Source organism: Nocardioides sp. (assembly GCF_030150155.1).
Classification (GTDB): domain Bacteria; phylum Actinomycetota; class Actinomycetes; order Propionibacteriales; family Nocardioidaceae; genus Nocardioides.
The window spans coordinates 1-21,139 of record NZ_JASLGR010000061.1; the positions used below are offsets into that span (position 1 = coordinate 1).

23 protein-coding genes and 1 tRNA gene are annotated in these 21,139 nt (G+C 71.1%); 7 read left to right on the forward strand and 17 right to left on the reverse strand.

Annotated elements, in window-relative coordinates; translation table 11 throughout:
* From kdpB to Q1V88_RS18720, 6 genes are all read right to left on the reverse strand, one after another.
* Positions 1-1,167 (reverse strand): potassium-transporting ATPase subunit KdpB (gene kdpB / locus Q1V88_RS18695; protein ID WP_300683315.1); only part of this gene is annotated, 1,167 nt, incomplete at its 3' end.
* Positions 1,168-1,172: 5 nt separating this feature from the next.
* A complete protein-coding gene (gene kdpA / locus Q1V88_RS18700; protein ID WP_300683318.1) occupies positions 1,173-2,825 on the reverse strand; it encodes a potassium-transporting ATPase subunit KdpA in 1,653 nt (550 codons plus the stop codon).
* Positions 2,826-2,915 carry a potassium-transporting ATPase subunit F gene (locus Q1V88_RS18705; protein ID WP_300683320.1) on the reverse strand — a complete coding sequence of 30 codons (90 nt, stop codon included), beginning with the start codon at positions 2,913-2,915 and terminating at the stop codon, positions 2,826-2,828.
* Complete coding sequence (locus Q1V88_RS18710) at positions 2,912-3,259, reverse strand: hypothetical protein (protein WP_300683323.1); 348 nt, start codon at positions 3,257-3,259, stop codon at positions 2,912-2,914. The genes Q1V88_RS18705 and Q1V88_RS18710 overlap by 4 nt, the downstream gene beginning before the upstream one ends.
* A 96-nt stretch (positions 3,260-3,355) precedes the next feature.
* Positions 3,356-3,808: a hypothetical protein gene (locus tag Q1V88_RS18715; RefSeq protein ID WP_300683325.1), complete on the reverse strand. Its 453-nt coding sequence runs from the start codon at positions 3,806-3,808 to the stop codon at positions 3,356-3,358.
* Position 3,809: 1 nt separating this feature from the next.
* Positions 3,810-3,894 (reverse strand) — tRNA-Ser (locus tag Q1V88_RS18720).
* Between the two features lie 33 nt (positions 3,895-3,927).
* Here Q1V88_RS18720 and Q1V88_RS18725 point away from each other — a divergent pair.
* Positions 3,928-4,284, forward strand: coding sequence for a hypothetical protein (locus tag Q1V88_RS18725; RefSeq protein ID WP_300683327.1), 357 nt, complete (start codon positions 3,928-3,930; stop codon positions 4,282-4,284).
* 75 nt (positions 4,285-4,359) lie between these two features.
* On the opposite strand, the gene Q1V88_RS18730 is transcribed toward Q1V88_RS18725, so the two are convergent.
* The 3 genes from Q1V88_RS18730 to Q1V88_RS18740 are packed head-to-tail and all read right to left on the reverse strand — an operon-like array spanning position 4,360 to position 6,969.
* The gene (locus Q1V88_RS18730; protein WP_300683329.1) at positions 4,360-4,590 is read right to left on the reverse strand and encodes a biotin/lipoyl-binding carrier protein; all 231 of its coding nucleotides are present in this window, start codon (positions 4,588-4,590) and stop codon (positions 4,360-4,362) included.
* Positions 4,591-4,636: 46 nt separating this feature from the next.
* The gene (locus Q1V88_RS18735) at positions 4,637-6,163 is read right to left on the reverse strand and encodes a hypothetical protein (RefSeq protein ID WP_300683330.1); all 1,527 of its coding nucleotides are present in this window, start codon (positions 6,161-6,163) and stop codon (positions 4,637-4,639) included.
* 11 nt (positions 6,164-6,174) lie between these two features.
* Positions 6,175-6,969, reverse strand: coding sequence for a carbon-nitrogen hydrolase family protein (locus tag Q1V88_RS18740; RefSeq protein ID WP_300683332.1), 795 nt, complete (start codon positions 6,967-6,969; stop codon positions 6,175-6,177).
* A 72-nt stretch (positions 6,970-7,041) separates the two neighbouring features.
* On the opposite strand from Q1V88_RS18740, the gene Q1V88_RS18745 reads away from it, so the two are divergent.
* A complete protein-coding gene (locus Q1V88_RS18745) occupies positions 7,042-7,605 on the forward strand; it encodes an NTP transferase domain-containing protein (protein ID WP_300683334.1) in 564 nt (187 codons plus the stop codon).
* 88 nt (positions 7,606-7,693) lie between these two features.
* Here Q1V88_RS18745 and Q1V88_RS18750 read toward each other — a convergent pair whose 3' ends face one another.
* Positions 7,694-8,671 carry an NAD(P)H-quinone oxidoreductase gene (locus tag Q1V88_RS18750; RefSeq protein ID WP_300683336.1) on the reverse strand — a complete coding sequence of 326 codons (978 nt, stop codon included), beginning with the start codon at positions 8,669-8,671 and terminating at the stop codon, positions 7,694-7,696.
* Between the two features lie 138 nt (positions 8,672-8,809).
* On the opposite strand from Q1V88_RS18750, the gene Q1V88_RS18755 reads away from it, so the two are divergent.
* Positions 8,810-9,367, forward strand: a complete 558-nt coding sequence (locus Q1V88_RS18755; RefSeq protein ID WP_300683338.1) for a bacterial proteasome activator family protein — start codon at positions 8,810-8,812, stop codon at positions 9,365-9,367.
* A 142-nt stretch (positions 9,368-9,509) separates the two neighbouring features.
* On the opposite strand, the gene Q1V88_RS18760 is transcribed toward Q1V88_RS18755, so the two are convergent.
* From Q1V88_RS18760 to serS, 4 genes are all read right to left on the reverse strand, one after another.
* Positions 9,510-10,100 carry a hypothetical protein gene (locus tag Q1V88_RS18760; protein WP_300683340.1) on the reverse strand — a complete coding sequence of 197 codons (591 nt, stop codon included), beginning with the start codon at positions 10,098-10,100 and terminating at the stop codon, positions 9,510-9,512.
* A 25-nt stretch (positions 10,101-10,125) separates the two neighbouring features.
* A complete protein-coding gene (locus tag Q1V88_RS18765; protein ID WP_300683342.1) occupies positions 10,126-10,938 on the reverse strand; it encodes an HAD family hydrolase in 813 nt (270 codons plus the stop codon).
* Between the two features lie 83 nt (positions 10,939-11,021).
* On the reverse strand, positions 11,022-11,891 hold the full coding sequence (locus tag Q1V88_RS18770) for an HAD family hydrolase (protein WP_300683344.1): 870 nt from the start codon (positions 11,889-11,891) through the stop codon (positions 11,022-11,024).
* A 1-nt stretch (position 11,892) separates the two neighbouring features.
* Positions 11,893-13,167: a serine--tRNA ligase gene (gene serS, locus Q1V88_RS18775; RefSeq protein ID WP_300683346.1), complete on the reverse strand. Its 1,275-nt coding sequence runs from the start codon at positions 13,165-13,167 to the stop codon at positions 11,893-11,895.
* Between the two features lie 77 nt (positions 13,168-13,244).
* Between serS and Q1V88_RS18780 the strand changes: the two genes are divergently transcribed.
* Both Q1V88_RS18780 and Q1V88_RS18785 read left to right on the forward strand, forming a co-directional pair.
* Positions 13,245-15,287 (forward strand): CARDB domain-containing protein, encoded by a 2,043-nt coding sequence (locus tag Q1V88_RS18780; protein WP_300683348.1) that lies wholly within the window; start codon positions 13,245-13,247, stop codon positions 15,285-15,287.
* 45 nt (positions 15,288-15,332) lie between these two features.
* Complete coding sequence (locus Q1V88_RS18785; protein WP_300683350.1) at positions 15,333-16,892, forward strand: diacylglycerol kinase family protein; 1,560 nt, start codon at positions 15,333-15,335, stop codon at positions 16,890-16,892.
* A 1-nt stretch (position 16,893) separates the two neighbouring features.
* Here Q1V88_RS18785 and Q1V88_RS18790 read toward each other — a convergent pair whose 3' ends face one another.
* A complete protein-coding gene (locus tag Q1V88_RS18790) occupies positions 16,894-17,616 on the reverse strand; it encodes a hypothetical protein (protein WP_300683353.1) in 723 nt (240 codons plus the stop codon).
* Positions 17,617-17,678: 62 nt separating this feature from the next.
* Positions 17,679-18,446 (reverse strand): hypothetical protein, encoded by a 768-nt coding sequence (locus Q1V88_RS18795; RefSeq protein ID WP_300683356.1) that lies wholly within the window; start codon positions 18,444-18,446, stop codon positions 17,679-17,681.
* A 121-nt stretch (positions 18,447-18,567) separates the two neighbouring features.
* Between Q1V88_RS18795 and Q1V88_RS18800 the strand changes: the two genes are divergently transcribed.
* Complete coding sequence (locus tag Q1V88_RS18800) at positions 18,568-19,413, forward strand: prephenate dehydratase (protein ID WP_300683358.1); 846 nt, start codon at positions 18,568-18,570, stop codon at positions 19,411-19,413.
* Positions 19,414-19,469: 56 nt separating this feature from the next.
* Here Q1V88_RS18800 and Q1V88_RS18805 read toward each other — a convergent pair whose 3' ends face one another.
* The gene (locus Q1V88_RS18805) at positions 19,470-20,264 is read right to left on the reverse strand and encodes a hypothetical protein (RefSeq protein WP_300683361.1); all 795 of its coding nucleotides are present in this window, start codon (positions 20,262-20,264) and stop codon (positions 19,470-19,472) included.
* A gap of 132 nt (positions 20,265-20,396) precedes the next feature.
* Between Q1V88_RS18805 and Q1V88_RS18810 the strand changes: the two genes are divergently transcribed.
* Complete coding sequence (locus Q1V88_RS18810; protein ID WP_300683363.1) at positions 20,397-20,765, forward strand: cyclic nucleotide-binding domain-containing protein; 369 nt, start codon at positions 20,397-20,399, stop codon at positions 20,763-20,765.
* Positions 20,766-21,139: the final 374 nt, after the last annotated feature.

Genomic DNA, 21,139 nt, shown 5'->3' on the forward strand with positions numbered 1-21,139 from the left:
GTCGACCCCATCGAGATCGACACCGGACATCCGGGTCGCGGCGGAGAATTCCACCCACTGGGCATGCGCCAGCTCGCCTGCCGCGCGCTCGCGCAGCCCGAAGTGCTGCTTGGCGAAGACGACGATCGAGCGCCCCTCCGGCGTTTCGTCGGCGAGGCTGGACAGCTGCGCGGCGTCGGCGAGCTGCTCATTGGTGACGCCGTCAAGTGGGAGGAAGGCGGCGGCCTGCCGGTTTCCCAGGGTGATGGTGCCGGTCTTGTCGAGCAGCAAGGTGTTGACGTCGCCGGCGGCTTCCACCGCGCGACCGGACATCGCGAGCACGTTGCGCTGCACCAGCCGGTCCATGCCGGCGATGCCGATCGCCGAGAGCAGCGCGCCGATCGTGGTCGGGATGAGACAGACCAGCAGCGCGATCAGCACCAGGATGGACTGCGGGGCTCCCGAGTACGCCGACAGGGGGCGCAACGTGATGGTGACCGCCAGGAAGACGATGGTCAGGCTCGCCAGCAGGATGTTGAGGGCGATCTCGTTGGGCGTCTTCTGCCGGCTGGCGCCCTCGACGAGGGCGATCATCTTGTCCACGAAGCTCTGCCCGGGCATGGTCGTGATCTCCACGACGATCCGGTCCGAGAGCACCTTGGTGCCACCTGTCACCGAGCTGCGGTCACCGCCGGACTCGCGGATCACGGGCGCCGACTCACCGGTGATGGCGCTCTCGTCGACGCTGGCCACCCCCTCGACCACGTCACCGTCGCCGGGGATGGTCTGCCCGGCCTCGACGACGACCCGGTCACCGATGGTGAGCGAGGCCGCCGAGACCTCGGTCTCGGTGCCGTCAGGCAGCAGCAGGCGCGCGGCGGTCTCGGTCCGGGTCTTGCGCAGGGTGTCGGCCTGGGCGCGACCGCGGCCCTCGGCCACGGCCTCGGCCAGGTTGGCGAACAGCACCGTGAGCCACAACCAGACGGTGATCGCCCAGCCGAAGAACGAGCCGTCGCCGATCGCCTCGACGGTGCAGTAGACGGCTCCGACCCAGACCACGAACATCACCGGGGTACGGATCAGGGCGCGGGGGTCGAGCTTGCGCAGTGCCTGCGGCACGGCGTCCTTGAGCAGGGGAAGCAGTCCCGACGTGGTCGGCGCTGTGGTGTTCGGGGTTGATTCAGTCATCTCTCTCACAGCCCCTCAGCCAGCGGCCCGAGGGCCAAGGCGGGGAAGAAGGTCAGGCCGGCCACGATCACCACGACGCCGCAGAGCATCGTGACGAAGAGGGGCCCGTGGGTGGGAAGGGTGCCGGCGCTGCGGGGCGTCGTCGTCTGACGAGCCAGGGATCCGGCCAACGCCAGGGTCAGCACGATCGGGACGAAGCGCCCCAGCCACATGCAGATCGCCAGCGCGTAGTTGTAGAAGTTCGTGTTGGCATTGAGGCCGGCGAACGCGGAGCCGTTGTTGTTGCTGGCCGAGGTGAACGCGTAGAGCACCTCCGAGAGGCCGTGCGGCCCGGCGTTGAGGATCGACTCCCGCGGACCGGGCAGCGCCATCGCCAGACCGGTGCCGAAGAGCACCAGCAGCGGCATCGTGAGGATGGTCAGCGAGACCAGCTTCATCTCCCGGGCGCGGAGCTTCTTGCCCAGGTACTCCGGGGTGCGTCCCACCATCAGGCCGGCGATGAAGACCGCCACGATCGCCATCACGAGCAGGCCGTAGACGCCGGTCCCGACACCGCCGGGGGCGACCTCGCCGAGACCCATGTTGAGGATCAGCAGACCCCCGCCGATTGGGTCGAAGGAGGAGTGGAACGAGTTCACCGCTCCGGTCGACGTACCCGTGGTGGCGGCGGCGAAGATGGTCGACGGGATCACGCCCAGACGCATCTCCTTGCCCTCCAGGGCCGTCCCGGCGACGCTGTAGGACCACCGGTGCAGCTCCAGCAGGGTCACCGAGGTGGCGATGATCACGAACAGGGTGACCATCGTGCCCAGCAGCGCGACACCCTGCCGGCGGTCGCCGACCATCGTGCCGAAGGTGCGGGTCAGCGAGACCGGGATCAGCAGGATCAGGAAGATCTCGAGCATGTTGGAGAACGCACTCGGGTTCTCGAACGGGTGCGCGGAGTTGGCGTTGAAGAAGCCGCCGCCGTTGGTGCCGAGCAGCTTGATCACCTCCTGGGAGGCGACCGGACCGCCGGGCACGTGCTGGGTGCCGCCGGTGAGCGTGGTGACGTCGAAGCCGGCGCTCAGGTTCTGGATCGCGCCGAAGCCGACCAGGACGATCGCCGAGACGAAGGCGATCGGGAGCAGGATCCGGACCAGGCCCCGGGTGAGGTCGGCCCAGAAGTTGCCCAGCCGATCGGTGTTGGTCCGGGTGAAGGCGCGGATCAGGGCGACCGCGACGGCGATCCCGACAGCACCGGAGACGAAGTTCTGCACCGCCAGTCCGGCCATCTGGACCAGGTGGCCCATCGTGGACTCACCCGAGTAGGACTGCCAGTTCGTGTTGGTCACGAACGAGACCGCGGTGTTGACCGCGATCGGCGTCGGCACCGCGGGCAGACCGAGGGAGAGCGGCAGCAGGGACTGGAGCTTCTGCAGGGCGAACAGCAGCACGAACCCGACCACCGAGACGGCCAGCACCGAGCCGGCGTACACCTTCCAGCGCTGGTCGGCCTTGGGGTCCACGCCGATCATCCGGTAGATCACGCGCTCGACCCGGAGGTCGCGCTCGGAGGTGAAGACCCACGCCATGTAGTCGCCCAATGGGCGCCAGCACAGGGCGAGGGCAGCGAAGACCACGCCGACCTGGATCAGGCCGGCCACGTTGTCGTTCATCTAGAGACGCTCCGGGAAGAGGAGGGCGACCACCAGGTAGGCCAGGGTCGCGAAGCTGACGATCAGGGCGAGGACGCTCTCGACACTCATCGGCGTGCCCTCCGATCGGGGTCGGCGATGCCGCCCAGCGCGAAGGCGAGCACGACCAGGACCACCAGCCACTGGCAGGCCACGGTGGTGAAGGTGAGCTCGCCGAAGCGGTTGAGCACGAAGCCGTCGCCGACCGCCCAGGCGGTGACGCCGATCAGGAGCGCCATCGCCCGGGGCAGGAACAGCGCGAGGCCGGCGGTGAGGACGCCGAGCACGGCGAGACCGGCGAAGGCACTCACGCCCGCCAGCGAGGTCACCAGGGTGACGCCGACGATGGCGAGTCCCCCGAGCCCCAGCCGCACGCCCGCGTCGTCTGACAGACGCGGATGGATCGATGTAGTCATAGGGCCATTCCAGGCCCGCCGACGTGCCCCGGGCGGGGTTCTAACGCGTCACTAACGCGCCTTAACGCACCCCTAACAGGGGTGCGGGAACGGACCTTACTTGCGCAGCTGGCCCTGTTGCAGGAAGCCCTGCAGCTCGCGGACGAAGTCGTCCTTCGGGATCTCCAGCAGATCGACCGGGATCGTCGTCACGGTGCCGTCCTTGAGCCGCAGCACCAGGCAGTCGATGCCGTGCGGCGAGGTCGTGACGGCGTCCTCCACGCTGGCCCAGCGCCCTGCCTTGGTGCCCGCCGAGCGGACCAGCCGGACCTCGTAGCCGTCGGCGGTGGCGCGCACGATCCAGGCCCGCTTGTTCAGCCACCAGCCGAAGACGCCCAGGCCGATCAGGCCCAGGACGGCGACGGCGAGGATCACATCGGGGGTGAGGTCGACCGCAACCAGCACGACCGTGAGCACGAAGACGAGCAACGCCAGCACGACGAGGTAGAGCCCGAGAAACCGCACCCGGACCTGGGGCGCGAGTCGGTAGTACGTCGTGTCAGCAACCATGCGGGTGATGAGGGATTCGAACCCCCGGATGCTTTCGCATCTTCGGTTTTCAAGACCGACGCAATCGACCACTCTGCCAACCACCCTGAACGTCAGTAGGGTACCGGCACAATGGACGGATGGACGACGCCGCCCTCGATACCGTCATCCTCCGGGCCCGCTCGGAGGTCCTGGCCGACCTGACCACCTCCGGATGCGCCGACGCGGCCGCCGTGAGCATCCTGGAGGAGGCCTGCTCCCAGCGCCGCTGGTGGGTGGAGCAGTGGCCCGCCGGAGCGGAGTTCATCGCCGGGCTGGTCGCCCAGGACGTGCAGGACGCGCTCGGCCTGTGGCCGCTGTGCCGCCTCGCCGACGAGGAGCACGAGACGCTCCCCCTGCACGCGTTGCGGATCGACCCCGAGCTCGGCGGCCCCGACCCGCACTGGGTCTGCGAGGAGGTCGGGGCGGCGGTGGCACCGCTCGGCCGGCTGGGCTGAGCGGAGTCGGGTGGGGCTGGGCTGAGTGGAGTCGGGGGGGGCGCGGGTCGGGTGGCGCTGGTCAGGCGCCCCGGATCAGGCGAGGACGACGAGGGTGTCGCCGTCCTGGACCTGGTCGCCGGAGGCGACCTTGATCAGCTCGACGACACCCGGAGCCTCGGCCAGGACCGGGATCTCCATCTTCATCGACTCCAGCAGCACCAGGGTGTCCCCTGCTTCGACGCGCTGACCCTCGGTGACCTCGACCGCGAGTACGACGGCGACGAGCTCGGCCGCGATGAACTGGCGTCCTCCCTGACGTGACATGGAATAGACGCTAGGACCGCACCCCGGGCCAACCCGTTGACGATTCCTACAACAATGCGCCGGTGCGTTTGGGCTCCGGTCGCACCGCGTTCTCGCGCTCCTCGCTCCGACGGCCCCGACGGCCGACCGCCGGACGGCCGCGACCCGAGCCGGTCAGGGCCAGGTCGATCCTGATGATCACGAAGCCGACCACCAGACCGATCACCAGCCCGTAGCCGATCGAGAGCGCCACCTCGATCACGCCGAGGTCGGTGTTCATCAGCGAGACCGCGACGGCCGAGGTGCCCGCCGCACCGAACGCGCAGACCCACCAGCCCTGTCGGCGGCGGGCGCGCATATGCGTGCCCCAGGCCAGCGCAGGCACGCCCAGGACCGCCTCCAGCGGCCGCGGGAACGCACCGATGTGGGTGCGGCACCAGTCCACGACGTCGAGCGCCGAGCCGACCAGGCTGACGTTGGCCCAGTGCCGCAGCGCCTCGGCGTACAGCAGGGTCAGGACCAGGACACCGGCACCGAAGAGCACGATCACCACGCCCCGACGGCCCAGACCGTGCAGCCCGGCACCCAGCCGGTAGACGAGGGTGAAGGCGCAGACCAGGGACATCACCAGGACGGCGTACTCGAAGCGGCCGAGATCGACCTCGGGGCGCCAGCCCAGGGCTGCGACGGCTCCGCCGCAGGCGACCAGGATCGCCAGAAAGGCCTCCCGGAACGCGGCCAGCACGCGAACCGCGGGCACGGTGATGACGACGCCGAGCACCGCCGAGGCCGCGGCGACCACCGCCGCCGCCCCGGTGTTGAGCTCGGGTCTGTCGGCGATCAAGGTCGCGACCCCTCCGACCAGGGTCACCGCGCAGAAGATCAAGGGGCGCCCGCCGGTACGCGAGACCAGCACCCAGATGTAGGCGATCGTGATCACCAGGCTGCCCGCACCGCCGAGCCACTGCGGGCCCCGGTCCAGGCCGTTGCCGACGATCAGCAGGGCGAAGCCGAGGGCGAGCGTCAGCGTCCAGAGCACGAGCTCCAGGGCGGAGACCGGCGCGACGGTGGCCGGGCGTGGTGAGACCTGGCGGGCCGGGCGGGCCGATGCCGCCGGACGGGGCTGGCGCGGGGCGCGGCTCTGCCGGGCCGGACGCGGGGTGGGAGCGGGCGTGACGGGCTGGGGCGGGGTGGGCGCGGGCGGCGTCACTGCCTGGGGTGTGGGCTGGGGCGCGGCCTGGGGTGAGGGCGGTGTCGGCGCGGGCGTGACCGGCGTGGCTCGGGTGGCAGGGCTGACCGGAGTCGGCTGCGGGGGCTGGGTGGGCTGCGGGGGCTGCGCAGGCTCGGTCTGGGCCGTCCGGTGCGGCTCGGGCTGGGCAGGCTGGGTGGGCTGGGTGGCCTGGGCGGGCTGCGACGCCTCGGCGGGCGTCCCGGGGACGTCGTACTCGACGAAGGCCGGGATCGACTGGGTGTCGGTCGGCCGGGCGGCGCGCTTGCCGCCCTTGGCCGTCTTCGACTTGGAACCGCCGAAGAGGCCGCCCCCTCGGCGCGACGAGCCGGAGACAGCCCGACGTCGACCAGCAGGTTCACTCACGATCCGCGACCTTACATCCGTCGATTGGCGAGGGACGGATTGACGCTACGGGCCTCGTCGAGGGTCGAGCGCACGATCGTGGCGGTCACGATCTCCTCCCCCGCACCGGCCTCGGCGAGGACGTCACCGAGCGGATCGACCACCATCGAGTGGCCGCTGTAACGCGGCGCGGGCTGCCCGCAGGCCGCGACGAAGACGGTGTTCTCGATCGCGCGGGCGCGCAGCAGCGTGCGCCAGTGGTCGACCTTCCGCTCGCCGGCCACCCACGCCGCCGGCACCACCAGGATCTCCGCCCCGGCGTCGACCAGGGCACGCGCCAGCTCGGGGAAGCGCAGGTCGTAGCAGGTCATCAGGCCGACGCTCGCGCCCGCTACGTCGAGCAGGACGGGCTCGATCGGCCCCGCGGTGAGGCGGTCGGACTCGCGGTAGCCGAACGAGTCGTAGAGGTGGATCTTGCGGTACGCCCGCCGGCGCCCCGCGCCGGTAGCGGTGCCGTCGACCGCCAGCAGGGTGTTGTACGGCCGCTCGGGCGAGCCCTCGACGGGCTCGACCATCCCGGCCACGACGGTGGTGGCACGCTCGGCGGCGACCCGGGCGAGCTCGGTCCCGAACCGACCGTCCAGGTGCTCGGCGTACGGCGCCAGATCGTCGCCCACCGGACCGAAGTCACGCTGGAAGACCTCCGGGAAGACGACCAGGTCCGCGCCGGTCGGGGCCAGCTCGTCGAGCCGCGCGGTGTTGGCCGCCGGCTCCAGGCCGGCCGCGGCCTGGACCAGCGCGAGATCGATCTTCTCCCACCGCGTCATAGGTTCCAGCCTAGGTGAAACGGACCAGTGGTCCCCATGTGCAAGAGCCGTCGATGCGCCTAGGGTGACGGGATGCTGGAGACCTGGGCCGCGATCATCCTCGCCGGCGGGCGCGGCAGCCGTCTCGACGGTGTCGACAAGGCGGGGATCGAGGTCAGCGGCCGCACCCTCCTGGAGTGGACGTTGGACGCCTGCATCGACGCGCGCGAGGTCGTCGTGGTCGGGGACCAGGTGCCCACCGAGCGCCCTGTCACCTTCACCCGCGAGCACCCGCGCTTCGGCGGTCCGGTGGCGGCGTTGCTGACCGGGGTCGACGCGCTGCTGAGCCGGCCGGGCTACCTAGGGGTACTGCCGGTCGACATGCCGCACCTGACGATGGGGACGATGCGGCGGCTGACCGATGCCGCCGAGGGCGCCGACGGTGCGGTCCTGATCGACCCCGCCGGACGCCACCAGTGGGCGATGGTGGTCAAGCGCGACCGGCTGCTGGAGTCACGGCCGAGCTACGAGGAGCAGCACGCGATGGCGATGAGCCACCTGCTCGCCGGGCTGACCCTGGTCGAGGTCCCGGCCGTGGGTGCCGAGCACCGCGACATCGACACCTGGGGTGATCTCCGGGATCTGGACGAGGCCTGACCGACTTCCGGGTTCACCACCGCCGACTTCCGGGTTCACCACCGTCCAGATCCGGGTTCGCCACGGTCCAGATCCGGGTTCGCCACGCTCAGGCCAGCAGCAGGATCTTCCCGGTGTGGTCGCCGGACTCCATGAACGCATGTGCCTGGCTCGCCTCGGCCATCGGGAAGGTCCTGCCCACCTGGGGTACGACGTCTCCCGACGCGATCAGCGGCCAGACATGCTCCACGACAGCAGCGCAGATGGCCGCCTTGCCCATCGGCCCGTCGACGGGGCGTGAGCGCAACGTCGTACCGATGACGGAGCCGCGCTTGCGCATCAGTGCGTTGATGTCGACCTCGGCGCGGGTGCCGCCCTGCATGCCGATGATGACCAACCGGCCACCGTCGGCGAGCGCGGTGACGTTGCGCGCGAGGTACTTCGCGCCCATGTTGTCGAGGATGACGTCGGCGCCGCCGAGGCCGCGCAGGATCTCCTCGAACTCCTCGTCGCGGTAGTCGATCGTCAGATCAGCGCCGAGGTCGCGACAGTACGCCGCCTTCGCCTCCGAGCCGACGGTGGTAGCGACCGAGGCGCCGAGAGCGTGGGCGAGCTGGATCGCGAACGACCCGATCCCACCGGCGCCGCCGTGCACCAGGAACCGGTCGCCGGCTGCGAGTCCGGCGTGCATCACGATGTTGGACCACACCGTCGCGGCCACCTCCGGCAGCGCGGCAGCGGTCACGACATCGACGCCGTCCGGCAGCGGCATCACCTGCCCAGCCGGTACGGCGACCCGCGAGGCATAGCCGCCGCCCGCCAGCAGGGCGCAGACCTCATCGCCCACCGACCAGCCGGTGACGCCTTCGCCGAGCGCAGCGATCGTGCCGCTGCACTCCATGCCGAGGACGTCGGAAGCACCGGGCGGCGGCGGGTAGAACCCCTGGCGCTGGAGCAGATCCGCACGGTTGAGGCCCGCAGCGGCCACCTCGATCAGGACCTCACCGGGGGCGAGGACCGGGTCGGCGACGTCGGTCAGCGTCAGGACGTCGGGGCCACCGGGCTCACGTGCGATCACAGCCTGCATGTGATCGAGCCTAGTGACGACGTACAGGATCGAGGGGGGTCAGCAGGTCGTAGAGCAGTGGCGAACCCGGATCTCGCGCGTGGCGAACCCGGAATTCAACCGTGTGAAACCCGGAACTCGGCTGGCTAGGCTGGCGGTATGAGCGAACAGTCCGAGACCCCTGACGTCAGGATCGTCGACCTGTCCGCCCTGGCCTCGGGGCACGCCGCGCAGGCGGCCGACGAGGCGGAGGGCGGCGAGTCCGAGCGCAGCATCACCGACCTGGTGGAGCAGCCCGCGAAGGTGATGCGGATCGGCTCGATGATCCGTCAGCTCCTCGAAGAGGTGAAGTCGGCCCCGCTCGACGAGGCCAGTCGCGCCCGGCTCAAGGAGATCCACCAGGCCTCGATCAAGGAGCTGGAGCAGGGCCTGGCCCCCGAGCTCGTCGAGGAGCTCGACCGGCTGACGCTGCCGTTCACCGAGGCGGCGCCGAGCGAGTCCGAGCTACGGATCGCCCAGGCCCAGCTGGTCGGCTGGTTGGAGGGACTCTTCCACGGCATCCAGACGGCGATCTACGCCCAGCAGGTCGCCGCGCAGGCCCAGTTCGAGCAGATTCGTCGCGGTCTTCCGCCCGGTGCGAGCGTGCAGGTGCAGCCGCAGCCGACGCCGCCCGAGGAGCAGCAGAGCCAGGGGCCGTCCGGCGGGATGTACCTCTAGCCCGAGGAGGTCCGGGGTGAACCCGGATCTCGCACGTGGCGAACCCGGATCTCGCGCGTGGCGAACCCGGATCTCGCGCGTGGTGAACCCGGAAGTCGGCGGTGGTGAACCCGGAAGTCGGCGGTGGTGAACCCGGAAGTCGCTAGATGAAGCGGCGCGCCGCGATCCAGCCCAGCAACCCGACCAGCGCCAGCGCGAGGCCGGGGGCCGCGGCGCGGAGCAGCGGGGTCGGGCCGGAGTCGGCGACCGGGGTGAACGTGACCTCGGCCGCGGCGGCCTCGGCACCGGTGGCCACGCCCGCGCCCAGGACCGCCTGGACCCGGCCGAGCAGCTGATCGGTGGCGACGGCGGTGCCGGAGTCTGCGCCGGCGACCAGCTTGTCGCCCTTGACCGTCACCATCACGACGTACCGCTCATCGGTCGTCAGCTTCCCGAGTCCGCACGTGCCACCGCGGGTGATCACCTGGACCGTCGAGCTGGCCAGCGATCCCTTGTAGATCCGGTCGACGGCGATCTGGGAGCCGAACCCTGCCGACGTCGCCGAGCTCGACTCGACCACGCCGGTGAAGACCGCGGAGGCCTTCGCCATCGCCGCGGCCGGCAGCGGCTTGGGGCAGGACGCAGCCGGCGCCGCGATCGCCGAGGTCGGCGATCCCAACGTCAGGGAGCAGAGCCCGAGCGCCGCTACGGAGGCGGCGACACGGGCCCGACGGACACCACGAGGACGAAGCACGCTCCCCATGATCACAGACGACCCGTCACAGATCGAGGAGACCGGCCAGCACACGCGCGACGCCGTCCTCCTCGTGGGTGGGCGCATGGTGCGTCGCCTGCGTCAGCACCGCGTAGTGCCCGTTGCGCATCGCGTACGACGTCCCCACCCAGTTCAGCATCGGCAGATCGTTCGGCATGTCACCGAAGGCGACCACGTCGGCGGAGTCGATCCCACGCTCGGCGCAGATCCGCGCCAGGGTCGAGGCCTTGGTCACCCCGCGGGCACTGATCTCGAGCAGCGGGAAGGACGAGTGCGTCACCTCGACCGCGTCACCGACCAACTCGAGCGCCCGGGCCACGAACTCGTCGGGGTCCGCGCCCTCCCAGCTGGCGAGCAGCTTGAGCACCGGCTGGTCAAGGATCTCGGCCAGCGGCGCCTCGCGCAGCGGGGTGAGGCGCCGGTTGCGGAAGTGCCCGGTCTCGGTGGACCAGCCCTCCACCGTCTCGATCGAGAAGCGCACCTCGGGCATGTCGGCCCGGATGGCCGCAGCGACCTGCTGGGAGACCTCGGCCGGGATCGAGTACTGCGCCACCGGGGCGTCGGCGGCGACGTCCCACACCATCGCCCCGTTGCTGATCACGGCCAGGCCGTGGCTGCCGACGTGCTCGAAGACCTCCCGCGCCCAGCGCAGCGGCCGCCCGGTGACGAAGACGACCGGGATGTCGCGCCGGTCCAGCTCCTCCAGCACCGAGATGGTGTACGGCGACACCGTGCCGTCGGTGCGCAGCAGGGTGCCGTCCAGATCCGTCGCGACCAAGCGCGGAACGGTGGTGGGCACGGGCGGCATGACAGACATCGCGACCATTGTCCCCCGGCGCCCCACATTCTGGGAATGAAAGCGCCGGTACGGACCGACTCGTTCGCAGCGGCCGCCCTACCTCACGACGCCGCGGGGCCGAACCAGCGGTCGATCTCGACCGCCGCACCGTCCTCCTCGACGGACAGAGTGACGGCGTCGGCGACCTCCTTGACGTCGTCGGTGGCGTTGCCCATCGCGACGCCACGTCCGGCCCAGGTCAGCATCTGCAGGTCGTTGCGACCGTCGCCGAGGGCGAGCACGTCGGCCGGCTCGAGGTTGAGCTTGTCCAGCACGTAGGCCAGGCCCGAGGCCTTGGAGATCCCGACCGGGGCGAGGTCGAGCCAGGCGGTCCAGCCGACGTGGTAGCTGGTCGGCTCCAGGCCGACCTCGGCGCCGAGCGCGATGAAGTCCTCCGGCGTCGCCTCGGGGTCGCGGATCACGACGCGGGCGACCGGCTCGGCCACCATCTCCTCGATGTCGGTCGGGATCAGCTCACCGGTCAGCTCCCCGGCGGGGAAGGGGCGATTGACCCGGTAGCCCAGGCCGCGCTCCTCGACCGCGACCAGCGCGTCGGGACGGGCGGCGAGGATCTTGCCGACCGCCTCGCGGGCGTCGAAGAGCTCCTCGTGGACGACCTCGAGCGGGGGGTACCGGGTCACGACGGCGCCGTTGGAGGCGACGATCCAGAGCCGGTCGGCCTCGGGCAGCGGCAGGCCGAGGAGGTCGGCGATCGGGGTCATCGCGTGCGCGGAGCGCCCCGAGGAGAGCACGATGTGCGCGCCTGCCTCGGCGGCCCGGCGGATCGCCGTACGGACGGGCTCGGCGATCACCTCACGGGTGGCACCGAGTCCCTCGATCCAGGCCAGCAGGGTGCCGTCGATGTCGAGCGCGATCACCTTCGGAACCCAGCCGCGGTCGCCGGGCTCCGGCAGCGTCCCGAGCACGGTCATCTCAACGACCGATCGGGGTCAGGACCTCGCGACCCATCCACTTCTGGAGGGCCTTCGGCACCCGGACCGACCCGTCGGGCTGCTGGTGCGTCTCCAGGACGGCGACGATGGCACGGGTGACGGCCGTCAGGGTGCCGTTCAGGGTCGCGGCGGGGACGTTGCCCTCCTCGCCACGGACGCGGATGTCGAGGCGGCGGGACTGGAACTCGGTGCAGTTCGAGGTCGAGGTCAGCTCGCGGTACTTGCCCTGGGTGGGGATCCACGCCTCGCAGTCGAACTTGCGCACGGCCGACGACCCGAGGTCCCCGGCGGCGACGTCGATCACCTGGTAGGCCAGCTCCAGCTTGTCCAGGAAGGCCCGCTCCCAGGCCAGCAGCCGCTGGTGCTCGGCCTCGGCGTTCTCCAGGGTGGTGTAGACGAACATCTCCACCTTCTCGAACTGGTGGACCCGGATGATGCCCTTGGTGTCCTTGCCCGCCGAGCCGGCCTCCTTGCGGAAGCAGGAGCTGAACGCGGCGTAGCGGCGCGGGAGCGTGTCGGCGTCGAGGATCTCGTCGGAGTGGTACGCCGCCATCGGCACCTCCGAGGTGCCGACCAGGTAGAGGTCCTCGCCCTCGATCCGGTAGACGCCCTCGTCGACCTGGTCGAGGAAGCCGGTGCCGGCCATCGCCTCGGGACGGACCAGGGCGGGCGCGATCACCTGGGTGAAGCCGGCCTCGCGGGCCTGCTCCATCGCGAGGTTGATCAGCGCGAACTCCAGCTCGGCGCCGACGCCGGTGAGGAAGTAGAAGCGCGAGCCCGACACCTTGGCGCCGCGCTCCAGGTCGATCGCGCCGAGCAGCTGGCCGAGCTCGACGTGGTCACGCGGCTCGAAGCCCTCCGCGGCGAAGTCACGCGGGGTGCCGACGGTCTCCAGCACGACGAAGTCGTCCTCGCCACCGGCCGGAGTCGCCTCGGAGGTGACGTTCGGGATCGCCCGGAGCGACCGGTTCCAGGCCTCCTCGGCCTCGCGGTTGGCCTCCTCCAGCGCCTTGACCTCGGCCGAGAGCGCCTTGGTCTGGGCCAGCAGGGCCTGCTTCTCCTCGCCCTGAGCCTTGGCGACCTGGCCGCCCAGCTGCTTCTGCTCGGCCCGCTTGGACTCGAAGGCGGAGATCGCGGCGCGGCGAGCGGCGTCGGCGGCCAGCGCCTGGTCCACCACGTCGTCGCTCAGCCCCCGCTTGGCCTGGGAGGCACGGACTCGGTCGGTCTCGTCACGGAGGATGCGCGGATCAATCACACCCTGAGCCTATCCGCCCTCAAACGTTGGGGTGCCACCCTGATGCAGACCGTTCGCGGCACGGCCACGCTGACGACATGCGTCAGTGGCTCGTTGCGCTCCTCGTCACTCTCCTGGTCGCCCTGCTCGGCCTCGCGTCCGTCGGCCTGCTCCCGTCGCCGTCGTACGCCGCCACCGCCCGGCCCGACCTGACCGTGCCCGCCCTCACCGGCCCCACCACCGCCCACCCCGGCAGCCCCCTCACCCTCACGGTCACGGTCCGCAACGGCGGCACCGCCCCGGCCAGGCGGAGCCGACTGACGCTCACCGTCGGCCGGACCACGGTGAGCGCGACGGTGCCACGGCTGCGGGCCCACCGCTCGGTGCGGGTCAGGCTCCGGCTGCGGGCACCGGCGGTGGGGCGCTACCGGGTGCGGGCCTGTGCCGACGCGGCGCTGAAGGTCCGCGAGCGCCGCGAGTCCAACAACTGCCGGGTCTCCTCCCTGGCGGTCACCGCCCGCACCCCGCAGACCAAGCCGCCGGTGACGCCGACGCCCCCGGCCGGCCTGCTCGCCACCCCGGCTCCGATGTCGGTCGACGTGGTCACCGACGCGACCCCACCGGTGACCGCGATCGCCACCCCCGACACCTCCGTCACGATCCCTCCCCTGCCTGCGGGCACGGCGTCGGTCGGCTTCACCGTCCCCGGACGGGCCGTGGTCGATCGCGTCCGGCTCCAGGCCCGGCCGGTGACCCTCCCCCACCACCCGTTCACCACCCTGCTGGGAGCAGCTCTCGTGACCCCCGATGTGCTCACCGCCGACTCGTTCGATGCTCAGTTCGTCCTCCCCACCAGTCCCGACGTCGGCTCCCTGGTGGCCTTCACCGCCGACGCCGGCGGCACCGACCTGCGGCTGGCTCCGCTCGACATCGGCCGGTTCCCGTTCCGCAAGCGGGTCTTCGTCCGGATGCTGCACGGCGGCATCGTCGGACTCGCCACCGCGACGCCGGCCCAGATCGCCGCGGTGGCGAAGGCCTGGCCCAGCGAGGCCGACCAGCAGGTCGAGGCGGCGCTCGCGCTGCGCCTGCTCGACGTGTGGCGGGCGACCTGGAGCGACACCGACGTTGCGGCGCCCCGCGCGGCGTTCAGCGCGACCGCCCGGAGCGCTGCCGCCACCGCGGTGAGCCCGGCCCTGGCCGCGGTGACGCCGACGACGCCGTACGCCGCCGTGGTCGGGGCCGACCGGCTCGCCCAGGGCTGGCGGACCCTGGTCTCCGACGCGTACGCCGACGACAGTGCCGCGATCCCCGCCGACCTGGCCGAGCCGTCCGCGGCCCTGGCCAACGCGCAGGGCGCCGTCATCCGGGGCCTGGCCCCGCGTGCCCAGGACGGCTCCTGTGGCGGCGGTGCCCCCGGCCCCGCCCAGATCCGGTTCGTGATGGGGACCGCCCGTGCCCTGCTGCACCAGGGCGACACCACCCTCGCCGACCAGGTGCTGCACGGCTCCGGTCTGGGCGAGACGTGCAGCTACCTGCTCACCCAGGTCACCCAGGAGTGGAGCATCCGCACCACCGGCACCAGCCCGGGCGAGGAGTCGGGTCGACTGCAGAGCAGCCCCGTCCCCGGGACCTGGTCCAGCAGCGGCTGGGCGATGCCGAGCACGGGCCTGTCGTGGACGGCGTACGCCGCCAGCGGCCTGTCCCAGGCCTGCCAGTCCGGCTCCTACGAGACCGGGTACGGCCCCGGGGCGGGCAGCACCGTCGGGGTGAGGTTCGGCTCCTACGGTCTGACGCCGCTGCGCGGGGGCGGCTTCACCCCGCCGACGGCGCTGGTCCGGCTCTATGCCGGGCTCGACGACCCGGGCGGGACGACGACGCTGCCGACCCGGACCGTCACCCACACCGGCGGCTGCGACGGCCTGCCCGACACCAGCAGCACCGAGCCGATCACGGCTCCGCCGCTGGACGACCCCGAGGCGACCGCCCCGGCCGACCGGGCCAGCCAGGGCTGGGGCGGAGAGTTCACGCTGTCGGGCGGCTACGCGATGTCGCACGACGTCACCCTCACCGGATCCACCCCGGTCAGCGGCGGGACCCGCGAGGTGACCCAACGCTTCAGCATCCTGATCCAGCCGACCTGATTCGTCGGGTCTTCGTGGAGGGGGCCCTCGGCTTATCCTTCAGTGGTGCGATCCCGCCTCCTCACGCTGAGCTGGGGCACGATCTGCCTCGCCGCCACCCTGCTGATCTGGGTCCTCGTCTCCACCGGAGCGACCGACTCCCTCGATGAGTCCTTCAAGGGCCTCGTCGTCCACCAGGGGTTCTGGCACGGCCTGGGACGCTTCCTCGAGCTGGCCTTCGAGTTCTGGCCGATGCTGGCCTTCAACCTGATCCTGGTGGCCAGCCTGCTGGTCAAGGGCTACCGGCGGGCGGCGCTCTTCGCCGCGCTGGTGAACCTGATCGCCGCCGGGGTCTCGCCGCTGCTCAAGCACCTCGTCGGCCGGGCTCGGCCCGCCTGGCAGGACACCACCGCGCTCTACACCGGCAACGGCTCCTTCCCCAGCGGTCACACCGTGCACGCGGCGGCCTTCTTCGGCACCTGCATCGTGCTGATCGTCGTCTTCGTCAGGAAGAAGGGGCTGCGCCGGCTGCTCAGCACCCTCTGTGTCGCTGCGGTGGTGATCGTGGGCTTCGACCGGCTGCTGCTGGGCCGTCACCATCTCACCGACGTCGCGGCCGGGGCCCTGATCGGTGCCGCCATCGTGCTGCTGACGCTGTCGGCGTACTCGCCCATCCCACGGCTCACCGCCGTGATCGCCCCGCTGGCCCTGCCGGCCCCGGCGCCGACCGACCGGCGGTGCGCGGTCGTGCTCAACCCGATCAAGGTCGAGTCGGTCTCCGTCTTCCAGGAGACGGTGCGTGAGATCGCCGCGGCCAGTGGCTGGGACGAGCCCCGGTTCTACCTGACCACGGTCGAGGACTCCGGCACCGGACAGGCGGCCCGCGCCGCCGTCGACGGTGCCGCGCTGGTGCTGGTCTGCGGTGGCGACGGCACCGTCCGGGAGGTCTGCGCGGAGCTGGCCGGCACCGGCATCCCGGTCGGCGTGATCCCGGCCGGCACCGGCAACCTGCTGGCCCGCAACCTGGCGATCCCGCTCTACCTGCGCAACGCCATCGACGTCGCCTTCACCGGCCAGGACCGGGCGATCGACATGGTCGAGGTCAGCGGCGACAACATGGAGCCCAGCCACTTCCTGGTGATGGCCGGGATGGGCTTCGACGCCGCGATCATGGAGGGCGTCAACGAGGAGATCAAGGCCAAGGTCGGCTGGTTCGCCTACGTGCTCTCAGCCCTGAAGGCGCTGATGTTCCCGGCGGTGAAGGTCGAGATCTCCGTCGACGGCGGCGACTTCACCAAGCACCGCGCCCGCACCGTCCTGGCCGGCAACGTCGGCACCCTCCAGGCCGGGATGCCGTTGATCCCCGACGCCGCCATCGACGACGGTCTGCTCGACGTCGTGCTGCTGCACCCGCGCCGGTTCTGGTCCTGGCTGCCGCTCGCCTTCCGCATCCTGGCCAAGCGCCCGCACACCGACGACCTGGTCAACCGGTGGACGGGTCGCGAGGTGACCATCCGCGCCGACCGGGACACCCCGCGCCAGCTCGACGGCGACACCGTCGGGGAGGGGCGTGAGCTGGTGATGCGGAACATCCACGGTCGGCTGCTGATCCGGGTGCCGCGCTGAGTCAGGCGCAGGAACGCTGGGTGCCGGTGCTGATGCTCCGCGCCGTGCCGCTGATCCGGAGCACGTAGCCCCGACCCTCGCTCCACCACTCCTGTCCGGCCGACTCCCGGAACAGATCGCGGTAGTCCCGCTTCAGGGCGGCGCGCCGGGACCTCTTCGCATGCTTGATGGCGACCGACCGCAGGGTCGTCTTCACTCCGATCGCGGTGACCGGTCCGCTCGGCAGGGTGATCGTCCTCTCCCCCAGCCCGGTCACCACGAAGGTGCCGGTCGCCACGAGCGTCCGTCCCGACGTCAGTAACTTCCTGGCCGCCTTGCGGCCGTAGGTGGTCCTGACGATGCTCGTGCCCCGGGTCGCCCCCTGACGGGCACGCACCTGCTCGACCGTGGGGTACTCCTGACGATCCACCATCACGACCTTCGGCGCCCCCGCCCCGTAACGGAACCGGCTGGTGGCGAGCAGGCCGCCGCCGGCGGTCATCTGCCACCTGGAACCGTCACCCGCGGCGATGTCGCCGACCGTGACCGCCGTGCTGGTGCGCTCGTGCACCCGGACGGTGAACTCCGTCGGGCCGCTGACGAAGACGTCCGGAGCGGTCGTGTAAGTCACGTCGTAGGTGCAGACCGCCCCCGCCTGCCAGAGGTACGACGACCACGGGGGCGTCTCGGCCGCGTGCGCTGACGTCACCGGGGCGAGCAGCGCCGCTCCCACTCCGAGCGCCACGAGCACGGACCGGACAGGGCGCGACGTTCGACTCACCCGGAGCACTGTACGAAAGACGCGCATCAGGCGCAGGAGCGCTGGGTGGTGGTCCCCCCGACACCCGCGGCCCTGGAGGTCCACTGCACGACGCCGAGGCCCTTGCTCCACCACTCTCCACCCTCGACCGCCTTGATCCGGTCGCGGTAGAAGTCCTTCACCCCGACGACCTCGCTCTTGACCACGTTGGTGACGGTGATCGAGCGCAGTCGGATGCCGATCCCGATCGCGGTGACCTGACCGCTGGGGAGGGTGATCGTCTTCTCCCCCAGGCCCGTGACCCGGTAACGCGCCGTCACGGTCATGGTGCGGCCCGAGACGAGGAACCCCTTGGCCTCCTTGGCCGAGTACCTCACCCGACGCGTGGTGACCAGCGGCGTCGACCCACGGCCCGCACGCGCCTGGGCGACGGTCGGGTAGACCTCCCGGCTGTCGGTCGTCGTGGCGTCGCGGACCCGGTGCTCGACCTCGACCAGCTTCCCACCCGAGGCCGCCGACCACTCCTGGCTGGAGCTGCCGGCCCAGTGCACCCGGACCTTCTTCGCGGTGCGCTTCTTCACCACCAGCTGGGACGAGCTGGTGCCATCGGAGTAGATCTCGTCATAGGTGCAGACCATCCCCGCCTTCCAGAAGTACGCCGCCCACGGGTTCGCCTTGGCCGCGCGTGCAGCCGGGGCGCCGGCCACCGGCGTCGTGGCGTTCTCGGCCTGAGCGGTCGTGGGGGCCAGCAGGCTGACACCGAGGGCAAGAGCCGCGGTCGAGCCGGAGAAGAGTCGTCGCACCATTCGATTCACGGAGCAGACCCTACGAAGGATCCATAGCCGACGCACAGGAAATACGGGCTTCTGGTCGGGCGGTCCGTGGCCGGCGTACGCCCGCAGACACAGGCCGGTGGGCGATCCCTAGACTGAGGCGGTGACCGGCAAGCGCATCGCGTACCAGGGAGAGCCTGGCGCCAACTCGCACATCGTGTGCGCCCAGCACTACCCCGACTGGGAGGCAGTGCCGTGCGCATCGTTCGAGGACGTCTTCGCCGCGGTCGAGTCCGGTGACTGCCAGCTGGCGATGATCCCGATCGACAACTCCCTGGCCGGGCGGGTCGCCGACATCCACCAGTTCCTGCCGGCGAGCAGCCTGCACATCATCGCCGAGCACTTCCTCCGGATCCGGTTCCACCTGATGGCGCTGCCGGGCACCGGCATCGACCAGATCAAGACCGTGCACTCGCACGTGCACGCCCTGGGCCAGTGCCGCACGATCATCCGCGAGCACGGCTTCACCCCGGTGATCTCCGGCGACACCGCCGGTGCCGCCCGCGAGGTGCGCGAGGCCGGCGACCCGACGATGGCCGCGCTGGCCCCGCCGATGGCGGCGGAGATCTACGGGCTCGACGTGCTGGCCGAGGACGTCGAGGACGCCGACCACAACACCACCCGCTTCGTCGTGCTGGCACCCGACCCGGTGGTGCCGCCGCGCGGCAACGGTCCGGTGGTGACCAGCTTCATCTTCAAGGTGCGCAACCTGCCCGCAGCGCTCTACAAGGCGCTGGGCGGCTTCGCCACCAACGGGATCAACATGACCAAGCTGGAGTCGTACATGGTCAGCGGCGAGTTCGCTGCGACCCAGTTCCTCTGCGAGGTCGACGGACACCCCGAGGACCTGGAGCTCTCCCGGGCACTGGAGGAGCTGACCTTCTTCACCACCGACATCAAGGTGCTGGGCATCTATCCCGCCGACCCCTGGCGGGCCGAGCACGCCTGAGCGGCCGGTGCCCGCCCGCGGATCCCCATCGATCCGGGGCAGGCACCCCGCACGGCTCAGTGGCAGCCGGAGAGCAGCAGGCCGTCGCTGCCGTCGGCCTTGGCGCCCCCGACCGAGACCAGACCGAAGCTCTCGGCGTAGACCTGGGTGCCGGTCATCGGAGCGAGGTACTGGCGCGCGGCGTCCACCACGGTGCTCTGCGCTGCGGAGACCACGTTGGTGGCCCTGACCGAGGCGACCGAGATCCTCACCGACGCGCCGTGGTAGCCCTGCACGGTCCGCACGCCCTGGCCCTTGGCCTTGAACGTGACCCGCAGGTTCACCGTGGAGCCGCTGGTCAGGTACGGCTTGACCTGGGCGGCCTGGGACTTCGGCAGCGTCGCCTTGATCACCACCGTGCTCTTCACCGAGCGCCGGTTCTTCACCCCCCGAAGAGCCGGCAGCAGGATGCCGCCCGACATCCGCAGCGTGACACCGCTGGCGGAGAGCTTGCGCACCTGCAGCCGCAGGCGATCGCCCTCGGCGAAGGTGTACTCCTCCGTGGCGCGAGCGCTGCCGGCCTTCACCCGGACCACGGTGTGCCGGTTGTCACGTGCCGTGACGGCGTACGTCGCCTGAGGGGTGGAGTAGCTCGACGCGGGCGCGTAGGAGCAGGTCAGCCCGGAGGCGGGCCAGAGGTAGCCGTACCAGGGGTTGTAGGACGAGGACCGGGCGAGCAAGGCTCCGGGAGCGGAGCGGTCGAGGCCGTCGGGGCCGTCGGCGTGCGCGGCCGGAAGGGCCGCGAGACACAGGGCGATCACGGGGACGCTGAAGAAGAGCGCGGCGAACCGCGCTCGCAGAAGGGAGCACATGGCAGCACCCTAGGCAGCGCAAGATTCGGCCGGAGTTAAATTTCACTTTTCGATCGGGGTCACGCGGGCCATGTCCCCGGCTATTCTCCGTCGTTGTACGTGTCACTGCTGTCACACCAACCGGAGGGCCCTGTGTCCGACTCCTTCTTCTCCCTGTTCACTCCCCAGGAGATCGCCAAGATCAGCGCGGCCGGCACGCGCGTCTCGCTGCCCGAGGGCTGGTCCCCGATCTGGGAGGACACCCCGGCCGACAAGGCGTACATCATCCTCACCGGCACGGTCTCGGTGCGCCGCGACGGCGACGAGGTCGCGCAGCTCGGCCCCGGCGACATCGTGGGCGAGGCGGCGATCCTCAACCGGGCGCTGCGCAACGCCTCCATCGTCGCGCTCACCCCGCTCGACCTGATCCACCTCTCCCCCGAGGCGCTGCTGCGACTCTCGGTCGAGATGCCGTCCTTCGGGCAGGCACTGGAGAAGATCGCCGCCGAGAGGGTGTCCTGAGCACGGAGCCCGAGCTCGACCTGGAGCAGGTCTCCCAGCTCGTCGAAGAGGTCCTGCTCGGGGAGCCTCCCAGCCTGACGCGTCAGCAGGTCGCCGACGCCGCGGGCGTCAGTCTCGCGCTCGCCGACGAGCTGTGGCGCCTGCTCGGCTTCCCCCAGCCGGAGCTGGAGGAGAAGGCGTTCAGCAGCGCCGACGTCGAGGCGCTGCGTCACACCAAGGAGCTGATCCGGCAGGGGATCCTCTCCCCGCAGGAGCAGTCGGCCCTGGTCCGCACCTGGGGCCGCTCCTTCGCCCGCCTGGCGGAGTGGGAGACCGCCCTGCTCGCCGACGTCGCCCGGGAGCGCCCCGGCGACCTGCTCAGTGAGGCCGCCGAG

What these genes read in the sequence shown, in the direction of transcription:
- kdpA (WP_300683318.1), bottom strand. Translation starts at nt 2,825, where the DNA reads ATGAACGACAACGTGGCCGGCCTGATCCAGGTCGGCGTGGTCTTCGCT.
- Q1V88_RS18750 (WP_300683336.1), bottom strand. Translation starts at nt 8,671, where the DNA reads ATGCAGGCTGTGATCGCACGTGAGCCCGGTGGCCCCGACGTCCTGACG.
- Q1V88_RS18765 (WP_300683342.1), bottom strand. Translation starts at nt 10,938, where the DNA reads ATGTCTGTCATGCCGCCCGTGCCCACCACCGTTCCGCGCTTGGTCGCG.
- Q1V88_RS18705 (WP_300683320.1), bottom strand. Translation starts at nt 2,915, where the DNA reads ATGAGTGTCGAGAGCGTCCTCGCCCTGATCGTCAGCTTCGCGACCCTG.
- Q1V88_RS18710 (WP_300683323.1), bottom strand. Translation starts at nt 3,259, where the DNA reads ATGACTACATCGATCCATCCGCGTCTGTCAGACGACGCGGGCGTGCGG.
- Q1V88_RS18780 (WP_300683348.1), top strand. Translation starts at nt 13,245, where the DNA reads ATGCGTCAGTGGCTCGTTGCGCTCCTCGTCACTCTCCTGGTCGCCCTG.
- Q1V88_RS18740 (WP_300683332.1), bottom strand. Translation starts at nt 6,969, where the DNA reads ATGACGCGGTGGGAGAAGATCGATCTCGCGCTGGTCCAGGCCGCGGCC.
- Q1V88_RS18725 (WP_300683327.1), top strand. Translation starts at nt 3,928, where the DNA reads ATGGACGACGCCGCCCTCGATACCGTCATCCTCCGGGCCCGCTCGGAG.
- Q1V88_RS18730 (WP_300683329.1), bottom strand. Translation starts at nt 4,590, where the DNA reads ATGTCACGTCAGGGAGGACGCCAGTTCATCGCGGCCGAGCTCGTCGCC.
- Q1V88_RS18755 (WP_300683338.1), top strand. Translation starts at nt 8,810, where the DNA reads ATGAGCGAACAGTCCGAGACCCCTGACGTCAGGATCGTCGACCTGTCC.
- Q1V88_RS18805 (WP_300683361.1), bottom strand. Translation starts at nt 20,264, where the DNA reads ATGTGCTCCCTTCTGCGAGCGCGGTTCGCCGCGCTCTTCTTCAGCGTC.
- Q1V88_RS18770 (WP_300683344.1), bottom strand. Translation starts at nt 11,891, where the DNA reads ATGACCGTGCTCGGGACGCTGCCGGAGCCCGGCGACCGCGGCTGGGTT.
- Q1V88_RS18745 (WP_300683334.1), top strand. Translation starts at nt 7,042, where the DNA reads ATGCTGGAGACCTGGGCCGCGATCATCCTCGCCGGCGGGCGCGGCAGC.
- Q1V88_RS18715 (WP_300683325.1), bottom strand. Translation starts at nt 3,808, where the DNA reads ATGGTTGCTGACACGACGTACTACCGACTCGCGCCCCAGGTCCGGGTG.